We start from the raw sequence: 16,893 nt of genomic DNA, 5'->3' as shown, positions 1-16,893 counted from the left end.
CGTAAAAAAATATCACTGGATACAGTATGGTACCCTCAACATTTTCTCGTTTGAAAGCCGCGCGCGCGCTACCAGTCATTCTGGCAGCATTGATTTTCGCAGGCTGTGGCACCCAGGCGCCAGACCAAAGTGCAGCCCATATGCAGGGCACTGCGCAGGCTGATTCCGGCTTTTATCTGCAACAGATGCAGCAAAGCTCAGATGATAGCAAGACCAACTGGCAATTACTCGCCATTCGTGCACTGCTGAAAGAAGGCAAGAGCCAGCAGGCTATCGAATTGTTCAACCAGTTACCGCAGAAGCTAAACGATGCCCAGCGTCGTGAGCAGTCACTGCTGGCCGTCGAGATCAAGCTCGCGCAGAAAGATGTCGCGGGAGCACAGGCCCTGCTGGATAAACTCACGCCCGCCGATTTCGACCAAAACCAGCAGGCGCGTTACTGGCAGGCGCAAATCGACGCCAATCAGGGTCGCCCGTCGCTGACTCTGCTGCGCGCCCTGATCGCGCAGGAACCGCTGCTGGCCGCGAACGCTAAGCAGAAAAACATAGATGCAACCTGGCAGGCGCTGTCGTCCATGACCCAGGAACAAGCGCAGACGCTGGTCATCAATGCTGATGAAAACGTACTGCAAGGCTGGCTGGACCTCCAGCGCGTCTGGTTCGATAACCGTAACGACCCGGACATGATGAAAGCCGGTATTGCCGACTGGCAAAAACGTTACCCACAAAACCCGGGGGCAAAACTGTTGCCAACGCAGTTGGTTAACGTGCAGAGCTTTAAGCCCGCCTCCACCAGCAAAATTGCGCTGCTGCTGCCGCTGAACGGTCAGGCCGCTGTATTTGGCCGTACTATCCAGCAAGGCTTTGAAGCTGCGAAAAACATGGGCACTCAACCCGTAGCAGCCCCAGCTGTTGCCGCGCCTGCTGCAGATACAGCAGCCATGGCGACTACGGAACAACCGCAAACGACAGACGGTGTTGCCAGCCCTTCTCAGGCGTCAGTAAGCGATCTGACCAATGAGGAGCCTGCACAGCCAGAAACGACAGCCCCACAGCCAACAGCGCCTGCACAACCAACAACCGCCAGCGCGCCGGCAAATCCGTCCGCTGAGCTGAAAATCTACGACACCTCGTCGCAGCCGCTGAATCAGATCCTGACCCAGGTACAGCAGGATGGCGCCAGCATCGTGGTTGGCCCGCTGTTGAAGAATAATGTTGAAGAGCTGATGAAAAGCAACACGCCATTGAACGTCCTGGCGCTTAACCAGCCGGAGGCGGTGAAAAACCTGCCGAACGTCTGCTACTTTGCCCTGTCGCCAGAAGATGAAGCGCGCGATGCCGCACGCCACATCCGTGATCAAGGCAAACAAACGCCGCTGCTGTTGCTCCCACGCAGTTCGTTAGGCGATCGCGTGGCTAATGCTTTTGCACAGGAATGGCAAAAACTGGGCGGCGGCGTAGTGCTGCAGCAGAAGTTCGGCTCCACGGCTGAGCTGAAAATGGGTGTCAACGGCGGCTCTGGCATTTCCCTGACGGGCAGCCCGGTAGCCTCTTCTGTACCTGCGCAGCCTGGCGTGACGATTGGCGGTCTGACGATTCCGGCAGCGCCTACAGATGCACAAATCACCGGCGGCAGTGGTCGTGTTGACGCCGTGTATATTCTGGCGACGCCGGAAGAAATCGCCTTTATTAAACCGATGATCGCCATGCGTAACGGCAGCCAGAGCGGAGCATCGCTGTATGCCAGCTCCCGTAGCGCTCAGGGAACCGCTGGCCCGGACTTCCGTCTGGAAATGGAAGGCTTGCAGTACAGCGAAATCCCAATGCTGGCAGGCGCTAACACGCCTCTCATGCAGCAGGCGCTTGGCGCGGTGCGTAACGACTACTCGCTGGCGCGTATGTACGCAATGGGTGTCGATGCATGGTCGCTTGCCAACCACTTCTCGCAAATGCGTCAGGTGCAGGGCTTCGAAATTAACGGCAACACTGGCGCATTAACCGCAAATCAGGATTGTGTGATTAACAGGAAGTTATCATGGCTCAAATACCAGCAAGGACAGGTCGTCCCCGCCAGTTAACGAGTAAACAGACCGGTGACGCGTGGGAAGCTGTTGCGCGTGACTGGCTGCACAGCAAGGGACTGCATTTCATCGCCGCCAACGTGCGTGAACGTGGCGGCGAAATCGACCTGATAATGCGTGAAGGCAACACCACCGTATTTGTTGAAGTTCGCTATCGGCGTTCAGCCCAGTTTGGCGGCGCGGCGGCGAGTGTGACCCGGAGCAAACAACACAAATTATTACAGACCGCCCGCTTGTGGCTTGCGCGCCACAATGGGAGTTTTGATACTGTGGATTGCCGGTTCGATGTGTTAGCCTTCACCGGAAATGATGTTGAGTGGTTTAAAGACGCGTTCAACGACCGCTCATAGTTGAAGATTCAGAGCCTGGTTCTTAAGGATTAGCGTGTTAGATAGAATTAAAGTCTGCTTTACAGAAAGCATTCAAACTCAGATAGCTGCGGCTGAAGCGCTCCCGGATGCGATCTCCCGTGCAGCCATGACGCTGGTTCAGTCCCTGCTCAATGGCAACAAAATTCTCTGTTGTGGTAATGGGACGTCCGCTGCCAACGCACAGCATTTTGCTGCCAGCATGATCAATCGTTTTGAAACGGAACGACCAAGTTTACCTGCTATTGCACTAAATACTGATAATGTGGTCTTAACTGCGATTGCCAACGATCGCCTGCACGACGAAGTTTATGCAAAACAAGTCCGTGCTCTGGGACATGCAGGTGATGTTCTGCTGGCAATCTCTACGCGTGGTAATAGCCGCGATATCGTAAAAGCTGTTGAAGCCGCAGTGACACGCGACATGACAATCGTCGCGCTGACCGGGTATGACGGAGGGGAGCTGGCCGGATTGCTGGGGCCGCAGGATGTTGAAATCCGCATTCCCTCACACCACAGTGCCCGCGTTCAGGAAATGCATATGCTGACGGTCAACTGCCTTTGCGATCTCATCGATAACACGCTTTTTCCTCACCAGGATGATTAAGGAGTACACATGAAGGCATTTTCGCCGCTTGCTGTGATTATCGCTGCACTGCTGCTGCAAGGCTGTGTAGCTGCCGCCGTGGTCGGAACCGCAGCCGTCGGGACTAAAGCCGCGACGGATCCGCGTAGTGTCGGCACTCAGGTAGATGACGGAACCCTGGAATTACGCGTCAATACGGCGTTGTCGAAAGATGCCCAGATCAAGAAAGAAGCGCGTATCAACGTTAGCGCCTATCAGGGCAAGGTTCTGCTGGTCGGTCAGTCACCGAATAGCGAACTGTCTGCGCGGGCAAAACAGATTGCAATGGGCGTAGAAGGTACCACTGAGGTCTTTAATGAGATCCGTCAGGGTCAGCCAATCGGTCTGGGCGATGCGTCCAACGATACCTGGATCACCACCAAAGTACGTTCCCAGTTGCTGACCAGCGATCAGGTGAAATCCTCTAACGTGAAAGTCACCACCGAGAACGGGGAAGTGTTCCTGCTGGGTCTGGTTACTGAACGTGAAGCGAAGGCGGCGGCAGATATCGCCAGCCGGGTAAGCGGCGTGAAACGCGTCACTACGGCCTTTACGTTTATTAAGTAATACCGATGCCGGATAGCGACGCATGGGCGTCTTATCCGGCCTACAGGACGTCATCGTTTGTAGGTCGGATAAGCGTCAGCGCCACCCGGCATTTTATTTTGCCCTTTCGCGTAGCTCGGAAGAGGTCAGGATGGTAACGCCCTCATCTCCTGGCGCCAGCGCTTCTGCCAACATTGCCCGTGCAACATCCCGCGCTTCAATCGACTTCCAGTTACCCGGCAGCAGCCTGAACAACGGCGCTAAAAACTTCTCATTCGTCCGCTGCTTATCCCGTTCTCCCAGTAGCATCGAAGGTCGGACAATCGTCAGGCGCGGCCATTTCTGCGCGATTAACGCCTGCTCCATTTCCCCTTTCACCCGGTTATAAAAAAACGGTGAATTCGCATTCGCGCCCATCGAACTCACCACCAGCATATGCTGAGCGCCTAACCGACGTCCCGTCAGGGCGGTGTCCACCACCAGCGTATAGTCAGCGTGGATAAACGCCTCTTTCGAGCCGGCTTCACGTCGGGTGGTTCCCAGACAACAAAAAACGATATCGACCGGATCGGTGACTTGTGCCAGAGCATCGGTTAGCTGCGGATCATGGGGATTATAAACGCCAACCGTATAAGCCAGCGGTCGACGCGTCGGCGCCGTAATGGCGTTGACCCGGGGTTCATTAAGCAGCATACGCAGCAAATTTCCGCCTACCAGCCCCGTTGCGCCTGTTATTAACACCTGACTCATCCTCGCTCCTTTACAGAATTGTCCGTCTTGCACTCTCAGCCTTAGCGACCAGACTTAATAGTCCGTGAGGTAATTATCCGTCAACATGGAAATTCTGCCTTATTCGCAACCAACTCAACGGAGGAAACATGAGCAAGAAGATTGCCGTTTTAATCACTGATGAGTTTGAAGATTCAGAATTTACATCACCAGCAGCAGAATTCCGCCAGGCCGGGCATGAAGTCATCACCATTGAAAAACAGGCAGGAAAAACGGTGAAGGGGAAAAAAGGTGAAGCCAGCGTCACCATCGATAAAGCGATCGAGGATGTGCGCCCTGCCGATTTTGACGCCCTGCTACTGCCAGGCGGTCACTCGCCGGACTACCTGCGCGGGGACGATCGTTTCGTGACCTTTACCCGGGATTTTGTTAACAACGGCAAGCCGGTGTTTGCTATTTGCCACGGCCCACAGTTGCTGATCAGCGCGGATGTCATTCGTGGCCGTAAACTTACCGCCGTGAAACCTATCATCATTGACGTAAAAAACGCGGGCGCCGAATTTTACGATCAGGAAATGGTGAATGATAACGATCAGCTGATAACCAGCCGAACACCGGACGATCTTCCGGCGTTTAACCGTGAGGCATTACGTATTCTCGGGGCGTGAATCACGTAGCCAGAGCATCTTTTTGCCAAAGCCCAGCGTGTTATCGGTGAATTTGATTTCATCCAGCCGAATCTCCCACACGGGTGCAGGCAACATTCTGGCCACGGGGAAGCGGCGATTATACGCTTTACGCGCAACGTCGCTCTCCTCTCCCTCAAGACGGCGGATTTCCCCTTTAAACTGTACCCCACGAATCAGGGCGACCGTTTTGGGCTGGCCGTTTACCGTGCCGGCAACGGGCGCGCGCGGGCCGGACATCTGAGCATGGCGCGTTATCTCTTCGGTCAGCACATAGAATGCCATCTTCTGAGCATCAAACAGGTAAAACGCATTCGCGCACCACAATTCACCCTCATGGTGTACACACCAGGTCACGACATGCTGCTTCGCCAGCCACCGGGTCATCGCAGTCAGTGTTTCCATTTCTGTTCTCTTTTATACTGTAGGCCTGAAAATTATCACGTCGATGGTGACAATGACACCCTGGTATCTGTACCTGATCCGTACCGCGGACAACGCCTTATACACCGGAATTACCACCGATGTGGAGCGCCGATATAAGCAACATCAGAGCGGGAAAGGCGCGAAGGCGCTGCGTGGAAAGGGGGAACTCTCCCTGGCATTTGCGGCGCAGGTCGGCGACCGTTCGCTGGCTCTGCGCATCGAGTATCGCGTCAAACAGCTCACAAAGCGTCAAAAAGAGCGCCTTGTAGAAGGCGAAGGGCTTGAGGCTCTGCTGAGCAGCCTGCAAGCCCCGGATGTTAAAAACGATTGAAGTGATCGTGGTATTCCACCAGGCCCGTCACGCCCTCCAGCGCATCGTCCGCCAGGCGATGAACCTGGAACGCGCTTTCGGTGCCCGGCCAGCGGCAGCGCAGGTCATGATGTGCTGCCAGCTCAAAGCCAAAGCGGCTGTACAGTGCCGGATCGCCCAGCGTAACCACTGCGGCGTAGCCAAACTCGTTCAGGGAATCGAGTCCTTCATAGACCAGCTGACGCGCCAGCCCCTGCCCCCGGTAGTTTTCATCCACCGCGAGCGGCGCCATGCCGACCCATTGCAGATCTTCGCCCTGAACATCGACAGGACTAAACGCGACGTAACCCACTACCTGACCTTCGTCATCGGTCGCAACCAAACCCAGCGTTAAGAAACCATCTTCACGCAGGTCGTGCACTAATTTCGCTTCCGCATCGCTCTCAAATGAACGGCGTAACAGCGCATCAATACCAGGGGCATCAATGGGAATCTCAACTCGAATCAGCATGGCTCACCTACCGAGGTCTGTTTGGTGTCTGGCGTTGTTTTCATTCCCGCCTCAACAAAATCCGCCAACTGCATCAGCATGACGCGCAGCGCTTTAGGCATCTGATCCAGCTCGATGGCGTCCATCAGATTTTTTACATACAGCCCTAATTCTGTATCACCTTCAATTACCAGGCGACGCTGGAAGAAAAGCGTATCCGGATCCTGCTTACGTGCCGCAATCATCAGTAAGTCACTGGCGTCAGCGCTAAAACTCACATCCGCATCGGCATTTTGGCTGACGATAAGTTTATCGTTCTCAACAGAGGTATACCATTTGAGACCAATGTCACGTACATGGATGCTTAACCAGCGGCCTTCGAGAAACTCCAGCTCTCCATCAGCCAGCGCCTGGCTAAACTGCCAGCTCAGAACCTGCTCCAGGACCTGGCGCTTCAGCGCAAAGGGCGTCAGTTTAACCGGTACACTCATCAGAGAAGGACCAAAATGTACTAAGCGTGAACGCAGTTTATCCAACACGAGCTTTACTCCCTGTTTCAATAGTCCTGCTATTTTGCCATATCAAATAAACGACATAGCGGCATAAATCAACAATTCGATGCGAAATTGTTACCTCTTTATTGCTGTCACCAATACGACTTTAACTGCCTCAAATCAAAAATTGTCTCAGCAAGGTTAACTAAAATCCCTCTTCGTTAACATTTCTGCGCCTTTCACGGCGCAACGTTCAGGATAAATTATGGAGCTGCTCTGCCCTGCCGGAAATCTCCCGGCGCTTAAGGCGGCCATCGAGAACGGCGCTGATGCTGTCTACATCGGGCTGAAAGATGATACCAACGCCCGTCATTTCGCCGGCCTTAATTTTACCGAGAAAAAATTGCAGGAAGCGGTGAGTTTTGTCCATCAACACCGCCGTAAGCTGCACATCGCGATTAACACCTTTGCGCATCCGGATGGTTATGCGCGCTGGCAGCGTGCCGTAGATATGGCGGCGCAACTGGGTGCGGATGCGCTGATCCTTGCCGATCTTGCCATGCTTGAGTATGCCGCAGAGCGCTATCCGCATATTGAGCGCCATGTCTCTGTTCAGGCATCTGCTACCAACGAAGAGGCGATTAATTTTTATCATCGCAACTTTGATGTCGCCCGTGTGGTGCTGCCGCGCGTGTTGTCTATTCATCAGGTGAAACAGCTCGCTCGCGTCACGCCTGTTCCACTCGAAGTGTTCGCCTTTGGGAGTTTGTGCATTATGGCGGAAGGCCGGTGTTATCTTTCATCCTACCTGACGGGCGAATCGCCTAACACGGTTGGCGCCTGCTCTCCCGCGCGTTTTGTTCGCTGGCAGCAGACCCAACAGGGCCTGGAATCCCGTCTGAATGAAGTGCTGATTGACCGCTATCAGGACGGAGAAAACGCCGGTTATCCGACGTTGTGTAAAGGCCGCTATCTGGTTGACGGCGAGCGCTATCATGCGCTGGAAGAACCCACCAGCCTGAACACACTGGAGCTGCTGCCGGAGCTGCTGGCGGCCAATATTGCCTCGGTAAAAATCGAGGGACGCCAGCGTAGCCCGGCCTACGTCAGCCAGGTGGCGAAAGTGTGGCGTCAGGCAATCGACCGCTGTATAGCCGACCCGCAAAACTACGCACCACAGGCGGCATGGATGGAAACGCTCGGTTCCATGTCCGAAGGCACGCAGACCACGCTAGGCGCGTATCACCGTAAATGGCAGTGAGAGAAGCAATGAAATATTCCTTAGGGCCGGTGCTGTGGTACTGGCCAAAAGAAACGCTGGAAGATTTTTATCAGCAGGCCGCCGCCAGCCAGGCCGATATTATCTATCTTGGCGAAGCGGTATGCAGTAAACGCCGTGCCACCAAAGTGAGCGACTGGATCGATATGGCGAAGTCGCTCGCTGGCAGCGGTAAACAGGTGGTGCTGTCAACGCTGGCGCTGGTGCAAGCCTCGTCTGAGCTGGGCGAATTAAAGCGCTACGTCGAAAACGGCGACTTCCTACTGGAAGCCAGCGATCTCGGCGTGGTAAACATGTGCGCCGAGCGTAAGCTGCCGTTTGTCGCCGGACACGCGCTCAACTGCTACAACGCGGTGACGCTGCGTTTACTGCTCAAACAAGGGATGGTGCGCTGGTGTATGCCGGTAGAATTATCTCGCGACTGGCTGATCAATCTGCTCAACCAGTGTGAAGAGTTGGCTATCCGCGATAAGTTTGAAGTAGAGGTATTGAGCTACGGCCATCTGCCGCTGGCGTACTCTGCCCGCTGCTTTACGGCGCGCTCCGAAGACCGACCAAAAGACGAATGTGAAACCTGCTGCATCAAATACCCGAACGGGCGAGATGTGCTGTCGCAGGAGAATCAGCAGGTCTTTGTTCTCAACGGGATCCAGACCATGAGCGGCTATGTTTATAACCTCGGTAACGAGCTGACATCCATGCAGGGTCTGGTGGATATTGTGCGCCTGTCACCTTCTGGCACGGAAACATTCGATATGCTTGATGCCTTCCGCGCCAATGAAAATGGCACTGCCCCATTACCGCTCGCCGCTCATAGCGACTGCAACGGTTACTGGAAACGTCTGGCCGGGCTGGAGCTGCAGGCGTAAAAAAGCTCACTTTGTTAACAACGTTAATCAAATTTTAATGCAGTATTAAATGATTAACCGGTAACAAAGTGAGCCGTTATGACTGACAAAACTATTCCGTTCTCGGTGCTGGATCTGGCACCGATCCCTGAAGGATCTTCGGCAAAAGAAGCCTTTACGCACTCGCTTGATCTCGCCCGGCTGGCTGAAAAGCGCGGCTATCACCGCTACTGGCTGGCAGAACATCACAACATGACTGGCATCGCCAGCGCCGCAACCTCAGTTCTGATTGGTTATCTGGCTGCCAATACCACCACGCTGCATCTGGGTTCTGGCGGCGTGATGCTGCCCAACCATTCGCCGCTGGTGATCGCCGAGCAGTTCGGTACCCTAAATACACTGTATCCGGGACGCATCGATCTCGGGCTTGGCCGCGCGCCGGGGAGCGATCAGCCAACGATGCGCGCGCTGCGTCGCCATATGAGTGGAGATATCGATAACTTCCCACGCGATGTAGCAGAACTGGTGGACTGGTTCGACGCCCGCGACCCGACCCCCCATGTACGCCCCGTGCCTGGATACGGCGAGCAGATCCCAGTCTGGTTATTAGGTTCCAGCTTGTATAGTGCACAGTTGGCGGCACAGCTTGGCCTGCCGTTTGCCTTCGCCTCGCACTTTGCTCCGGATATGCTGCATCAGGCGCTGCATCTGTATCGCAGCCAGTTCAAGCCCTCAGCGCGGCTGGCAAAGCCCTATGCGATGGTGTGCATCAACATCATAGCCGCCGACAGCAATCGCGACGCCGAGTTTCTTTTCACCTCGATGCAGCAGGCGTTTGTGAAACTGCGTCGTGGCGAAACCGGCCAGCTACCGCCGCCGGTAGAGAATATGCATCAACTGTGGTCCGCTTCTGAACAGTATGGCGTGCAGCAGGCGCTAAGCATGTCGCTGGTCGGTGATAAGGCGAAAGTGCGACACGGGCTGGAGGCTATCTTGCGTGAAACCCAGGCTGATGAAATTATGGTTAACGGCCAGATTTTTGATCACCAGGCGCGGCTACACTCATTTGATTTGGCGATGGATGTGAAGCAGGAATTGTTGGGGTAGTACAATTTGTGCCGGATGGTGGCTGCGCCTTATCCGGCCTACTCAATCTCTGTAGGCCCGGTAAGGTAGCGCCACCGGGCAATTGTTCTACTGGTACACTGGCAGCAGGTTAACGCTCGACAGGATATGGATAACCGCGTTGCCGACACCGAAGACCAGAATCAGGGCAATCATCGGTTTACCGCCCCAAACACGGAATTTCGGGCTGCCGAAACGTTCGCGGGATTTACGTGCCAACAGCGCTGGCACAATGGCAGCCCAGATAGTTGCAGCTAAACCTGCATAACCAATGGCGTACAGAAAACCGTTCGGCCACAGCAGGCCACCGACAATTGGCGGGACAAATGTCAGCAGTGCCGTTTTGAAACGACCCATTGCCGAGTCATCAAAACCAAACAGATCCGCCAGATAGTCGAACAGACCGAGCGTCACACCGAGGAATGAACTCGCCACCGCAAAGTTGGAGAACACCACCAGCAGCAGATCCAGACTACGGCTGTTCAGCACACCGCTCAGCGCCTGGACCAGCACGTCAATATTCCCGCCCTGCTGCGCAATACCAATAAATTCCGGACGAGGAATATTCCCCATCGTACCCAGCAACCATACGATATACAGCACCAGCGCCAGCAGCGTGCCGTATACCAGGCACTTAACGATGGTCTTGGGATCCTTGCCGTAATACTTCATCAGGCTCGGGACGTTGCCGTGATAACCAAACGACGCCAGACAGAACGGCAGCGTCATCAGCAGGTACGGCGTATACGAAGCGTTGCTCTGCGCCACGTTAAACAGCGTTGCGGGCTGCACGTGTCCCAGCAGGCTGCCGAAGGTCAGGAAAAAGGTAATGACCTTCGCGCCCAGCACAATCGCCGTCATACGGCTAACCGCTTTGGTGCTTAACCACACCACAAACGCGACCAGTAGCGCAAAGCCAAGACCTGCCGCGCGCGCCGGAACGTTCAGCGACATCTCGGCAAAGGTGTGGTGCAGAATCGAACCGCTCGCCGAAATATAGGCATAGGTCAGAATGTAGAGCACAAAGGCAATAGAGATGCCGTTCACAACGTTCCAGCCTTTGCCCAGCAGATCTTTCGTGATGGTGTCGAAGCTCGAACCAATGCGGTAATTGAGGTTGGCTTCGAGGATCATCAACCCGGAGTGCAGCATGCAGAACCAGGTGAAGATCAGCGCCGCCATTGACCAGAAAAACCACGCCCCGGACATGACCACCGGCAGAGAGAACATCCCCGCGCCAATAATGGTGCCGCCGATGATCACCACGCCGCCAAGCAGCGAAGGTGACGTTTGGGTGGTGGTTAGTGTTGCCATTTAGCCGTCTCTCCAGTCATTTATATTGTGACTACATCTCAATGTGCTGCACTGTACCAGTACACGAGTACAATTGAAATAAAAAAAGCCCCGATTGTTGAGATCGGGGCTGTATATATTACTTTACGCTGTTAAACCGTGAGGCTTATGCGTCACCGCCGAAACGACGACGACCGGCTGAGTCATCACGACGCGGAGCTGAAGAATCGTCACGGCGCGGGCCACGACCACCTTCACGACGTTCGCCGCTGAAACGACGACCATCACCACGACCGCCTTCACGACGCTCGCCGCCAAAACCACGGCCTTCACCGCGACCGCCTTCACGACGCTCGCCGCTGAAGCGACCACCGCCACGACGCTCACCACCGGTGTGCGGTACTGCATCGCCAACCAGTTGCATGTTCATCGGCTTGTTCAGGATGCGGGTACGGGTAAAGTGCTGCAGCACGTCGCCCGGCATACCTTTCGGCAGTTCGATAGTGGAGTGGGAAGCAAACAGCTTGATATTACCGATGTAACGGCTGCTGATATCACCTTCGTTAGCAATCGCGCCAACGATATGACGTACTTCAACACCGTCATCACGACCCACTTCAATGCGGTACAGCTGCATATCACCAACGTCACGACGTTCACGACGCGGACGGTCTTCACGGTCGCCACGCGGGCCACGATCGTTGCGGTCACGCGGACCACGATCGTCACGGTCGCGGAATTCGCGTTTCGGACGCATCGGCGCATCTGGCGGCAGGATCAGCGGACGTTCGCCCTGAGCCATTTTCAGCAGTGCGGCTGCCAGCGTTTCGATATCCAGCTCTTCTTCCGGCTGCATTTTCGCCAGCAGAGCACGGTACTGATCCAGATCGCTGCTTTCCAACTGCTGCTGTACTTTCGCCGCGAATTTTTCCAGACGGCGTTTGCCCAGCAGCTCTGCATTCGGCAGTTCTACTTCTGGAATGGTCAGCTTCATGGTGCGTTCGATGTTACGCAGCAGACGACGCTCACGGTTCTCAACGAACAGCAGCGCACGACCCGCACGACCCGCACGACCGGTACGGCCGATACGGTGAACGTAAGACTCGGAATCCATCGGGATGTCGTAGTTAACAACCAGGCTGATACGCTCAACGTCCAGGCCACGGGCCGCAACGTCGGTTGCAATCAGAATATCCAGACGGCCATCTTTCAGACGCTCCAGAGTCTGCTCACGCAGAGACTGGTTCATGTCGCCGTTCAGTGCAGCGCTGCTATAACCGCTACGCTCCAGCGCTTCTGCCACTTCCAGGGTCGCATTTTTGGTACGGACGAAGATAATCGCCGCATCAAAATCTTCTGCTTCCAGGAAACGCACCAGCGCTTCATTTTTACGCATGCCCCATACAGTCCAGTAGCTCTGGCTGATGTCAGGACGGGTAGTAACGCTGGACTGAATACGTACTTCCTGCGGCTCTTTCATAAAGCGGCGGGTAATACGACGAATCGCTTCCGGCATGGTGGCAGAGAACAGAGCGGTCTGATGACCTTCCGGGATCTGCGCCATGATGGTTTCAACGTCTTCGATGAAGCCCATACGCAGCATTTCATCAGCTTCGTCCAGTACCAGACCGCTCAGTTTGGAGAGGTCCAGAGTACCGCGCTTCAGGTGATCCAGCAGACGGCCCGGCGTACCGACGACGATCTGTGGTCCCTGACGCAGAGCACGTAATTGCACGTCATAACGCTGGCCGCCGTACAGGGCTACCACGTTCACGCCGCGCATGTGTTTAGAGAAATCCGTCATGGCTTCTGCAACCTGAACCGCCAGTTCGCGGGTCGGTGCCAGCACCAGAATCTGAGGTGCCTTCAGCTCAGGATCAAGATTGTTGAGCAGCGGTAAAGAGAACGCTGCCGTTTTGCCGCTACCGGTCTGGGCCATACCCAGAACATCGCGACCGCCCAGCAGATGCGGAATGCACTCTGCCTGGATTGGAGATGGTTTTTCGTAACCCAGATCGTTAAGGGCTTCAAGGATAGGAGCCTTCAGGCCCAGATCTGCAAAAGTGGTTTCGAATTCAGCCATGTAGTACGTGTGCCTCAAAATTAATGGCGGCCAGTCTACATAACTCATCATGAAATTGATCTGCAATTTTCATTGAAAAGTGTGAACCGGCTCAAAGTAGGTGTATTAACGAACAACAACGCCCTCACCCGTGAAGGTGATGGCAATCAAAAAAGATTACGGGCTGATGTGTACGTCAGCTATTGCTGGTCCGATTCTGCCAGGTCATCTTGGTCCTGGCCCAGGAGCGATAATTCCAACAATGCGTATCGGTGCTCAACAAAGTTATGAACGTTGTTAGCCACCGCCAGTTTGAACAATGCCGTAGCGTTGTCCAAATCCCCCAGACTTAGGTAGTACTTACCTAAATAGAAGTTGGTTTCACTGAGATGCTCAGCGAGCGAGGTGTTATCCGTTGCGTCCGCCTTCAGGCGTTCCATCAGCGTTACTTCGCTAATGTTGCCCAGGTAGAACTCGACAATGTTCCATCCCCATTGCTCTTTATCCGATTTTTCGAAGCGTTGTTTTAACGCTTCTTTAGCCTGCTTCTCATCGAGCTTCTGCTCGGCAAGATAAAGCCACAGACTGCGGAAAGGATCATTGGGATCGTCTTGATAAAACGCCAGCAGATCATCTTGCGCTAACTTGTCGCGACCGCCGTAATACAATGCGATACCGCGATTTAAGTGCGCGTAGTTGTAAGTTGGATCAAGCTCAAGTACAGAATCAAACGCTTCATAGGCAGCATCAAAATTGCCTGCCTGCGTTAAATATATACCTAAGTAATTGAATACTTCAGGCATATCTGGTCGGATTGCCAGCGCTTGTGAAAAATCATTTCGCGCAAGTGCCCTCAGACCGAGACTATCATACAACACTCCGCGCTCATATAAAAGCTGTGCGCGTTCGTCATCGGTTAAAGCCCGGCTGGCAAGAATTTGTTCCATACGTGCCAGAATCACTTCCTGCTGCAAAGTCGGTTGCAATGGTACTGCGAGGACTTCACTCTTACGCCAGGCGGAATTACTGCATCCAGCCAGCGTGAGTGCTGTCGCAACGAAACACCAGCGCAAAAAAGGCTTCATTTCCCACTCCCGAAGACAACGATTGAATGAACGTCCAGGTTCCCCGGTTGCTAACAAGGCGTCCTGCCGGGTTAAAGGCCCTCCGCTCTCACGGAGGGCAATGGCAACCTTACTCGCCCTGTTGGCTTACCGGAGCTTCCGGTTCGCCTGCAGGCTGAGACTGCTCAGTTGCTTCTTTAATGCTCAGACGTACACGGCCCTGGCGATCAACTTCCAGAACTTTAACCGGTACTTCCTGGCCCATCTGCAGGTAATCGGTCACTTTCTCAACGCGCTTGTCAGCGATCTGAGAAATGTGTACCAGACCTTCTTTACCGCCACCGATGGCCACGAAGGCACCGAAGTCAACGATACGGGTCACTTTACCATTGTAGATACGACCTACTTCGATCTCTGCGGTGATCTCTTCGATACGACGGATAGCATATTTCGCTTTCTCGCCGTCGGTCGCTGCGATCTTCACAGTACCGTCATCTTCGATTTCGATAGTAGTGCCAGTCTCTTCGGTCAGGGCACGGATAACAGAACCGCCTTTACCGATAACGTCTTTAATCTTGTCCGGGCTGATCTTGATGGTGTGGATACGTGGCGCGAATTCAGAGATATCGCCACGCGGCGCGTTAATCGCCTGTTCCATCACACCCAGGATGTGCAGACGCGCACCTTTAGCCTGGTTCAGAGCAACCTGCATGATCTCTTTGGTGATACCTTCAATTTTGATATCCATCTGCAGTGCAGAGATACCGTCGCGGGAACCCGCCACTTTGAAGTCCATATCGCCCAGGTGGTCTTCGTCGCCCAGGATGTCAGACAGAACAACATAGTTGTCGCCTTCTTTCACCAGACCCATCGCGATACCCGCAACGGCGGCTTTGATCGGCACGCCTGCGTCCATCAGCGCAAGGGAAGCCCCGCATACGGAAGCCATGGAAGAAGAACCGTTAGATTCGGTGATTTCAGAAACCACACGCACGGTGTACGGGAATTTATCCAGTTCCGGCATCACTGCCAGCACGCCACGTTTCGCCAGGCGACCATGACCAATCTCACGGCGCTTCGGAGAACCGACCATACCGGTTTCGCCTACGCAGTACGGAGGGAAGTTGTAGTGGAACAGGAAGTTGTCAGTACGCTCGCCCATCAGTTCGTCGAGGTTCTGCGCATCACGGGTGGTGCCCAGGGTCGCAGTGACCAGCGCCTGAGTTTCGCCACGGGTGAACAGTGCGGAGCCGTGGGTACGCGGCAGAACGCCGGTGCGCACGTCCAGACCACGGATCATGTCTTTTTCACGGCCATCGATACGCGGCTCGCCTGCCAGTACGCGGCTACGAACAACGTTTTTCTCGATAGCGTGCAGGATTTCACCCAGTTCGTTAGCGTCCAGGGTTTCATCTTCAGCCACCAGAGTCGCGATGGTTTCAGATTTGATCACATCAACCTGAGCGTAACGCTCTTGTTTGTCGGTGATACGGTAAGCATCGCTCAGACGAGCTTCTGCCAGTGCGGCAACGCGCGCGTTCAGCGCTTCGTTGACGGCTTCTGGCTGCCAGTCCCAACGCGGTTTGCCGGCTTCTTTCGCCAGCTCGTTGATAGCCTGAATAACAACCTGCTGCTGTTCGTGACCGAATACTACAGCGCCCAACATCTGGTCTTCGCTCAGCAGTTCAGCTTCGGATTCAACCATCAGTACGGCAGCTTCGGTACCGGCAACAACCAGGTCCAGCTTGCTTTCTTTCAGTTCATCCTGAGTCGGGTTCAGTACGTACTGGTCATTGATATAACCAACACGTGCAGCACCGATCGGGCCGTTGAATGGGATGCCAGACAGCGTCAGCGCAGCGGATGCGCCGATCATTGCCACGATATCCGGGTTAACCTGTGGGTTAACAGAAACAACGGTCGCGATAACCTGAACTTCGTTAACGAACCCTTCCGGGAACAGCGGGCGAACCGGGCGGTCAATCAGACGCGCGATCAGGGTTTCGCCTTCGCTCGGACGGCCTTCACGACGGAAGAAGCTACCCGGGATACGGCCAGCAGCGTAGGTACGCTCCTGGTAGTTAACGGTCAGCGGGAAAAAGTCCTGGCCTGGTTTCGCTTTTTTCTGGCCAACAACGGTAACGAATACTGCAGTGTCATCCATGCTAACCATAACAGCGGCAGTCGCCTGACGCGCCATCATGCCGGTTTCCAGCGTAACGGTATGCTGACCGTACTGGAATTTACGAACGATCGGATTAAGCAAAATAATATCCTTTCTCTATTTTTTGACGGCACATTTTTGCGCCATCGTTAATACCCGATCTTCTGCGCATCCTCGCGACTAATGACAACCCTAACCCATACGCATGAGTAAAGCCTCTCATTAGCCGCGCGAACCTCTGCAACGGAAGATCATTCATAGCAACAATACATTAGTTTCCAGCGAATTGCTGCCATCTGCTGG

Annotated in this window: 18 protein-coding genes; 9 read left to right on the top strand and 9 right to left on the bottom strand. The window is 54.5% G+C overall.

Annotated elements, in window-relative coordinates; all coding sequences use genetic code 11:
• Positions 1 to 26: 26 nt before the first annotated feature.
• From FDW92_RS02415 to dolP, 4 genes are read left to right on the top strand one after another with little or no spacing between them, the layout of a single operon-like run.
• Entirely contained in the window at positions 27 to 2,078 is a 2,052-nt protein-coding gene (locus FDW92_RS02415; RefSeq protein WP_137398635.1) for a penicillin-binding protein activator, read from the top strand.
• A complete protein-coding gene (locus FDW92_RS02410) occupies positions 2,036 to 2,431 on the top strand; it encodes a YraN family protein (protein ID WP_038634160.1) in 396 nt (131 codons plus the stop codon). The genes FDW92_RS02415 and FDW92_RS02410 overlap by 43 nt, the downstream gene beginning before the upstream one ends.
• A gap of 34 nt (positions 2,432 to 2,465) precedes the next feature.
• Positions 2,466 to 3,056, top strand: a complete 591-nt coding sequence (gene diaA, locus FDW92_RS02405) for a DnaA initiator-associating protein DiaA (RefSeq protein ID WP_003024948.1) — start codon at positions 2,466 to 2,468, stop codon at positions 3,054 to 3,056.
• Positions 3,057 to 3,065: 9 nt separating this feature from the next.
• Positions 3,066 to 3,641: a division/outer membrane stress-associated lipid-binding lipoprotein gene (gene dolP / locus FDW92_RS02400; protein WP_003024954.1), complete on the top strand. Its 576-nt coding sequence runs from the start codon at positions 3,066 to 3,068 to the stop codon at positions 3,639 to 3,641.
• A gap of 93 nt (positions 3,642 to 3,734) precedes the next feature.
• On the opposite strand, the gene FDW92_RS02395 is transcribed toward dolP, so the two are convergent.
• Complete coding sequence (locus FDW92_RS02395; RefSeq protein WP_042311243.1) at positions 3,735 to 4,370, bottom strand: NAD(P)H-binding protein; 636 nt, start codon at positions 4,368 to 4,370, stop codon at positions 3,735 to 3,737.
• Between the two features lie 128 nt (positions 4,371 to 4,498).
• On the opposite strand from FDW92_RS02395, the gene FDW92_RS02390 reads away from it, so the two are divergent.
• Positions 4,499 to 5,017, top strand: a complete 519-nt coding sequence (locus FDW92_RS02390; protein WP_042311246.1) for a type 1 glutamine amidotransferase domain-containing protein — start codon at positions 4,499 to 4,501, stop codon at positions 5,015 to 5,017.
• On the opposite strand, the gene FDW92_RS02385 is transcribed toward FDW92_RS02390, so the two are convergent.
• Positions 4,997 to 5,440 (bottom strand): YhbP family protein, encoded by a 444-nt coding sequence (locus FDW92_RS02385; RefSeq protein ID WP_042311249.1) that lies wholly within the window; start codon positions 5,438 to 5,440, stop codon positions 4,997 to 4,999. The two genes, FDW92_RS02390 and FDW92_RS02385, sit on opposite strands and share 21 nt — an antisense overlap.
• Before the next feature lie 43 nt (positions 5,441 to 5,483).
• On the opposite strand from FDW92_RS02385, the gene FDW92_RS02380 reads away from it, so the two are divergent.
• Positions 5,484 to 5,792, top strand: a complete 309-nt coding sequence (locus FDW92_RS02380) for a GIY-YIG nuclease family protein (protein ID WP_094301043.1) — start codon at positions 5,484 to 5,486, stop codon at positions 5,790 to 5,792.
• Here FDW92_RS02380 and FDW92_RS02375 read toward each other — a convergent pair.
• Together FDW92_RS02375 and FDW92_RS02370 are read right to left on the bottom strand one after the other, a co-directional pair.
• Positions 5,779 to 6,282 carry an N-acetyltransferase gene (locus FDW92_RS02375; protein WP_003024966.1) on the bottom strand — a complete coding sequence of 168 codons (504 nt, stop codon included), beginning with the start codon at positions 6,280 to 6,282 and terminating at the stop codon, positions 5,779 to 5,781. The genes FDW92_RS02380 and FDW92_RS02375 overlap by 14 nt on opposite strands.
• Positions 6,276 to 6,800 (bottom strand): SCP2 domain-containing protein, encoded by a 525-nt coding sequence (locus FDW92_RS02370; protein ID WP_042311251.1) that lies wholly within the window; start codon positions 6,798 to 6,800, stop codon positions 6,276 to 6,278. Before FDW92_RS02370 ends, FDW92_RS02375 begins: the two co-directional genes overlap by 7 nt.
• A 220-nt stretch (positions 6,801 to 7,020) precedes the next feature.
• Between FDW92_RS02370 and FDW92_RS02365 the strand changes: the two genes are divergently transcribed.
• From FDW92_RS02365 to FDW92_RS02355, 3 genes are all read left to right on the top strand, one after another.
• The gene (locus tag FDW92_RS02365; RefSeq protein ID WP_006687898.1) at positions 7,021 to 8,016 is read left to right on the top strand and encodes a peptidase U32 family protein; all 996 of its coding nucleotides are present in this window, start codon (positions 7,021 to 7,023) and stop codon (positions 8,014 to 8,016) included.
• Entirely contained in the window at positions 8,007 to 8,903 is an 897-nt protein-coding gene (locus FDW92_RS02360; RefSeq protein WP_042311253.1) for a U32 family peptidase, read from the top strand. The genes FDW92_RS02365 and FDW92_RS02360 overlap by 10 nt, the downstream gene beginning before the upstream one ends.
• 78 nt (positions 8,904 to 8,981) lie before the next feature.
• Positions 8,982 to 9,989: an LLM class flavin-dependent oxidoreductase gene (locus FDW92_RS02355; RefSeq protein WP_042311256.1), complete on the top strand. Its 1,008-nt coding sequence runs from the start codon at positions 8,982 to 8,984 to the stop codon at positions 9,987 to 9,989.
• An 87-nt stretch (positions 9,990 to 10,076) separates the two neighbouring features.
• Here FDW92_RS02355 and mtr read toward each other — a convergent pair whose 3' ends face one another.
• The 5 genes from mtr to pnp form a co-directional block, all read right to left on the bottom strand.
• On the bottom strand, positions 10,077 to 11,321 hold the full coding sequence (mtr, locus tag FDW92_RS02350; RefSeq protein WP_042311258.1) for a tryptophan permease: 1,245 nt from the start codon (positions 11,319 to 11,321) through the stop codon (positions 10,077 to 10,079).
• Positions 11,322 to 11,466: 145 nt separating this feature from the next.
• Positions 11,467 to 13,383: an ATP-dependent RNA helicase DeaD gene (gene deaD, locus FDW92_RS02345; RefSeq protein WP_042311259.1), complete on the bottom strand. Its 1,917-nt coding sequence runs from the start codon at positions 13,381 to 13,383 to the stop codon at positions 11,467 to 11,469.
• Complete coding sequence (gene yrbN, locus FDW92_RS02340) at positions 13,376 to 13,456, bottom strand: protein YrbN (protein ID WP_010723222.1); 81 nt, start codon at positions 13,454 to 13,456, stop codon at positions 13,376 to 13,378. Before yrbN ends, deaD begins: the two co-directional genes overlap by 8 nt.
• A gap of 106 nt (positions 13,457 to 13,562) precedes the next feature.
• A complete protein-coding gene (gene nlpI / locus FDW92_RS02335; protein ID WP_042311261.1) occupies positions 13,563 to 14,447 on the bottom strand; it encodes a lipoprotein NlpI in 885 nt (294 codons plus the stop codon).
• A 109-nt stretch (positions 14,448 to 14,556) separates the two neighbouring features.
• Entirely contained in the window at positions 14,557 to 16,692 is a 2,136-nt protein-coding gene (gene pnp / locus FDW92_RS02330; RefSeq protein WP_005131812.1) for a polyribonucleotide nucleotidyltransferase, read from the bottom strand.
• Positions 16,693 to 16,893: the final 201 nt, after the last annotated feature.

This window comes from Citrobacter sp. wls706 (assembly GCF_005281305.1).
GTDB lineage: Bacteria > Pseudomonadota > Gammaproteobacteria > Enterobacterales > Enterobacteriaceae > Citrobacter > Citrobacter werkmanii.
The sequence above is the reverse complement of the archived record's forward strand: the minus strand, read 5'-3'. Positions and strand labels throughout refer to the sequence as shown.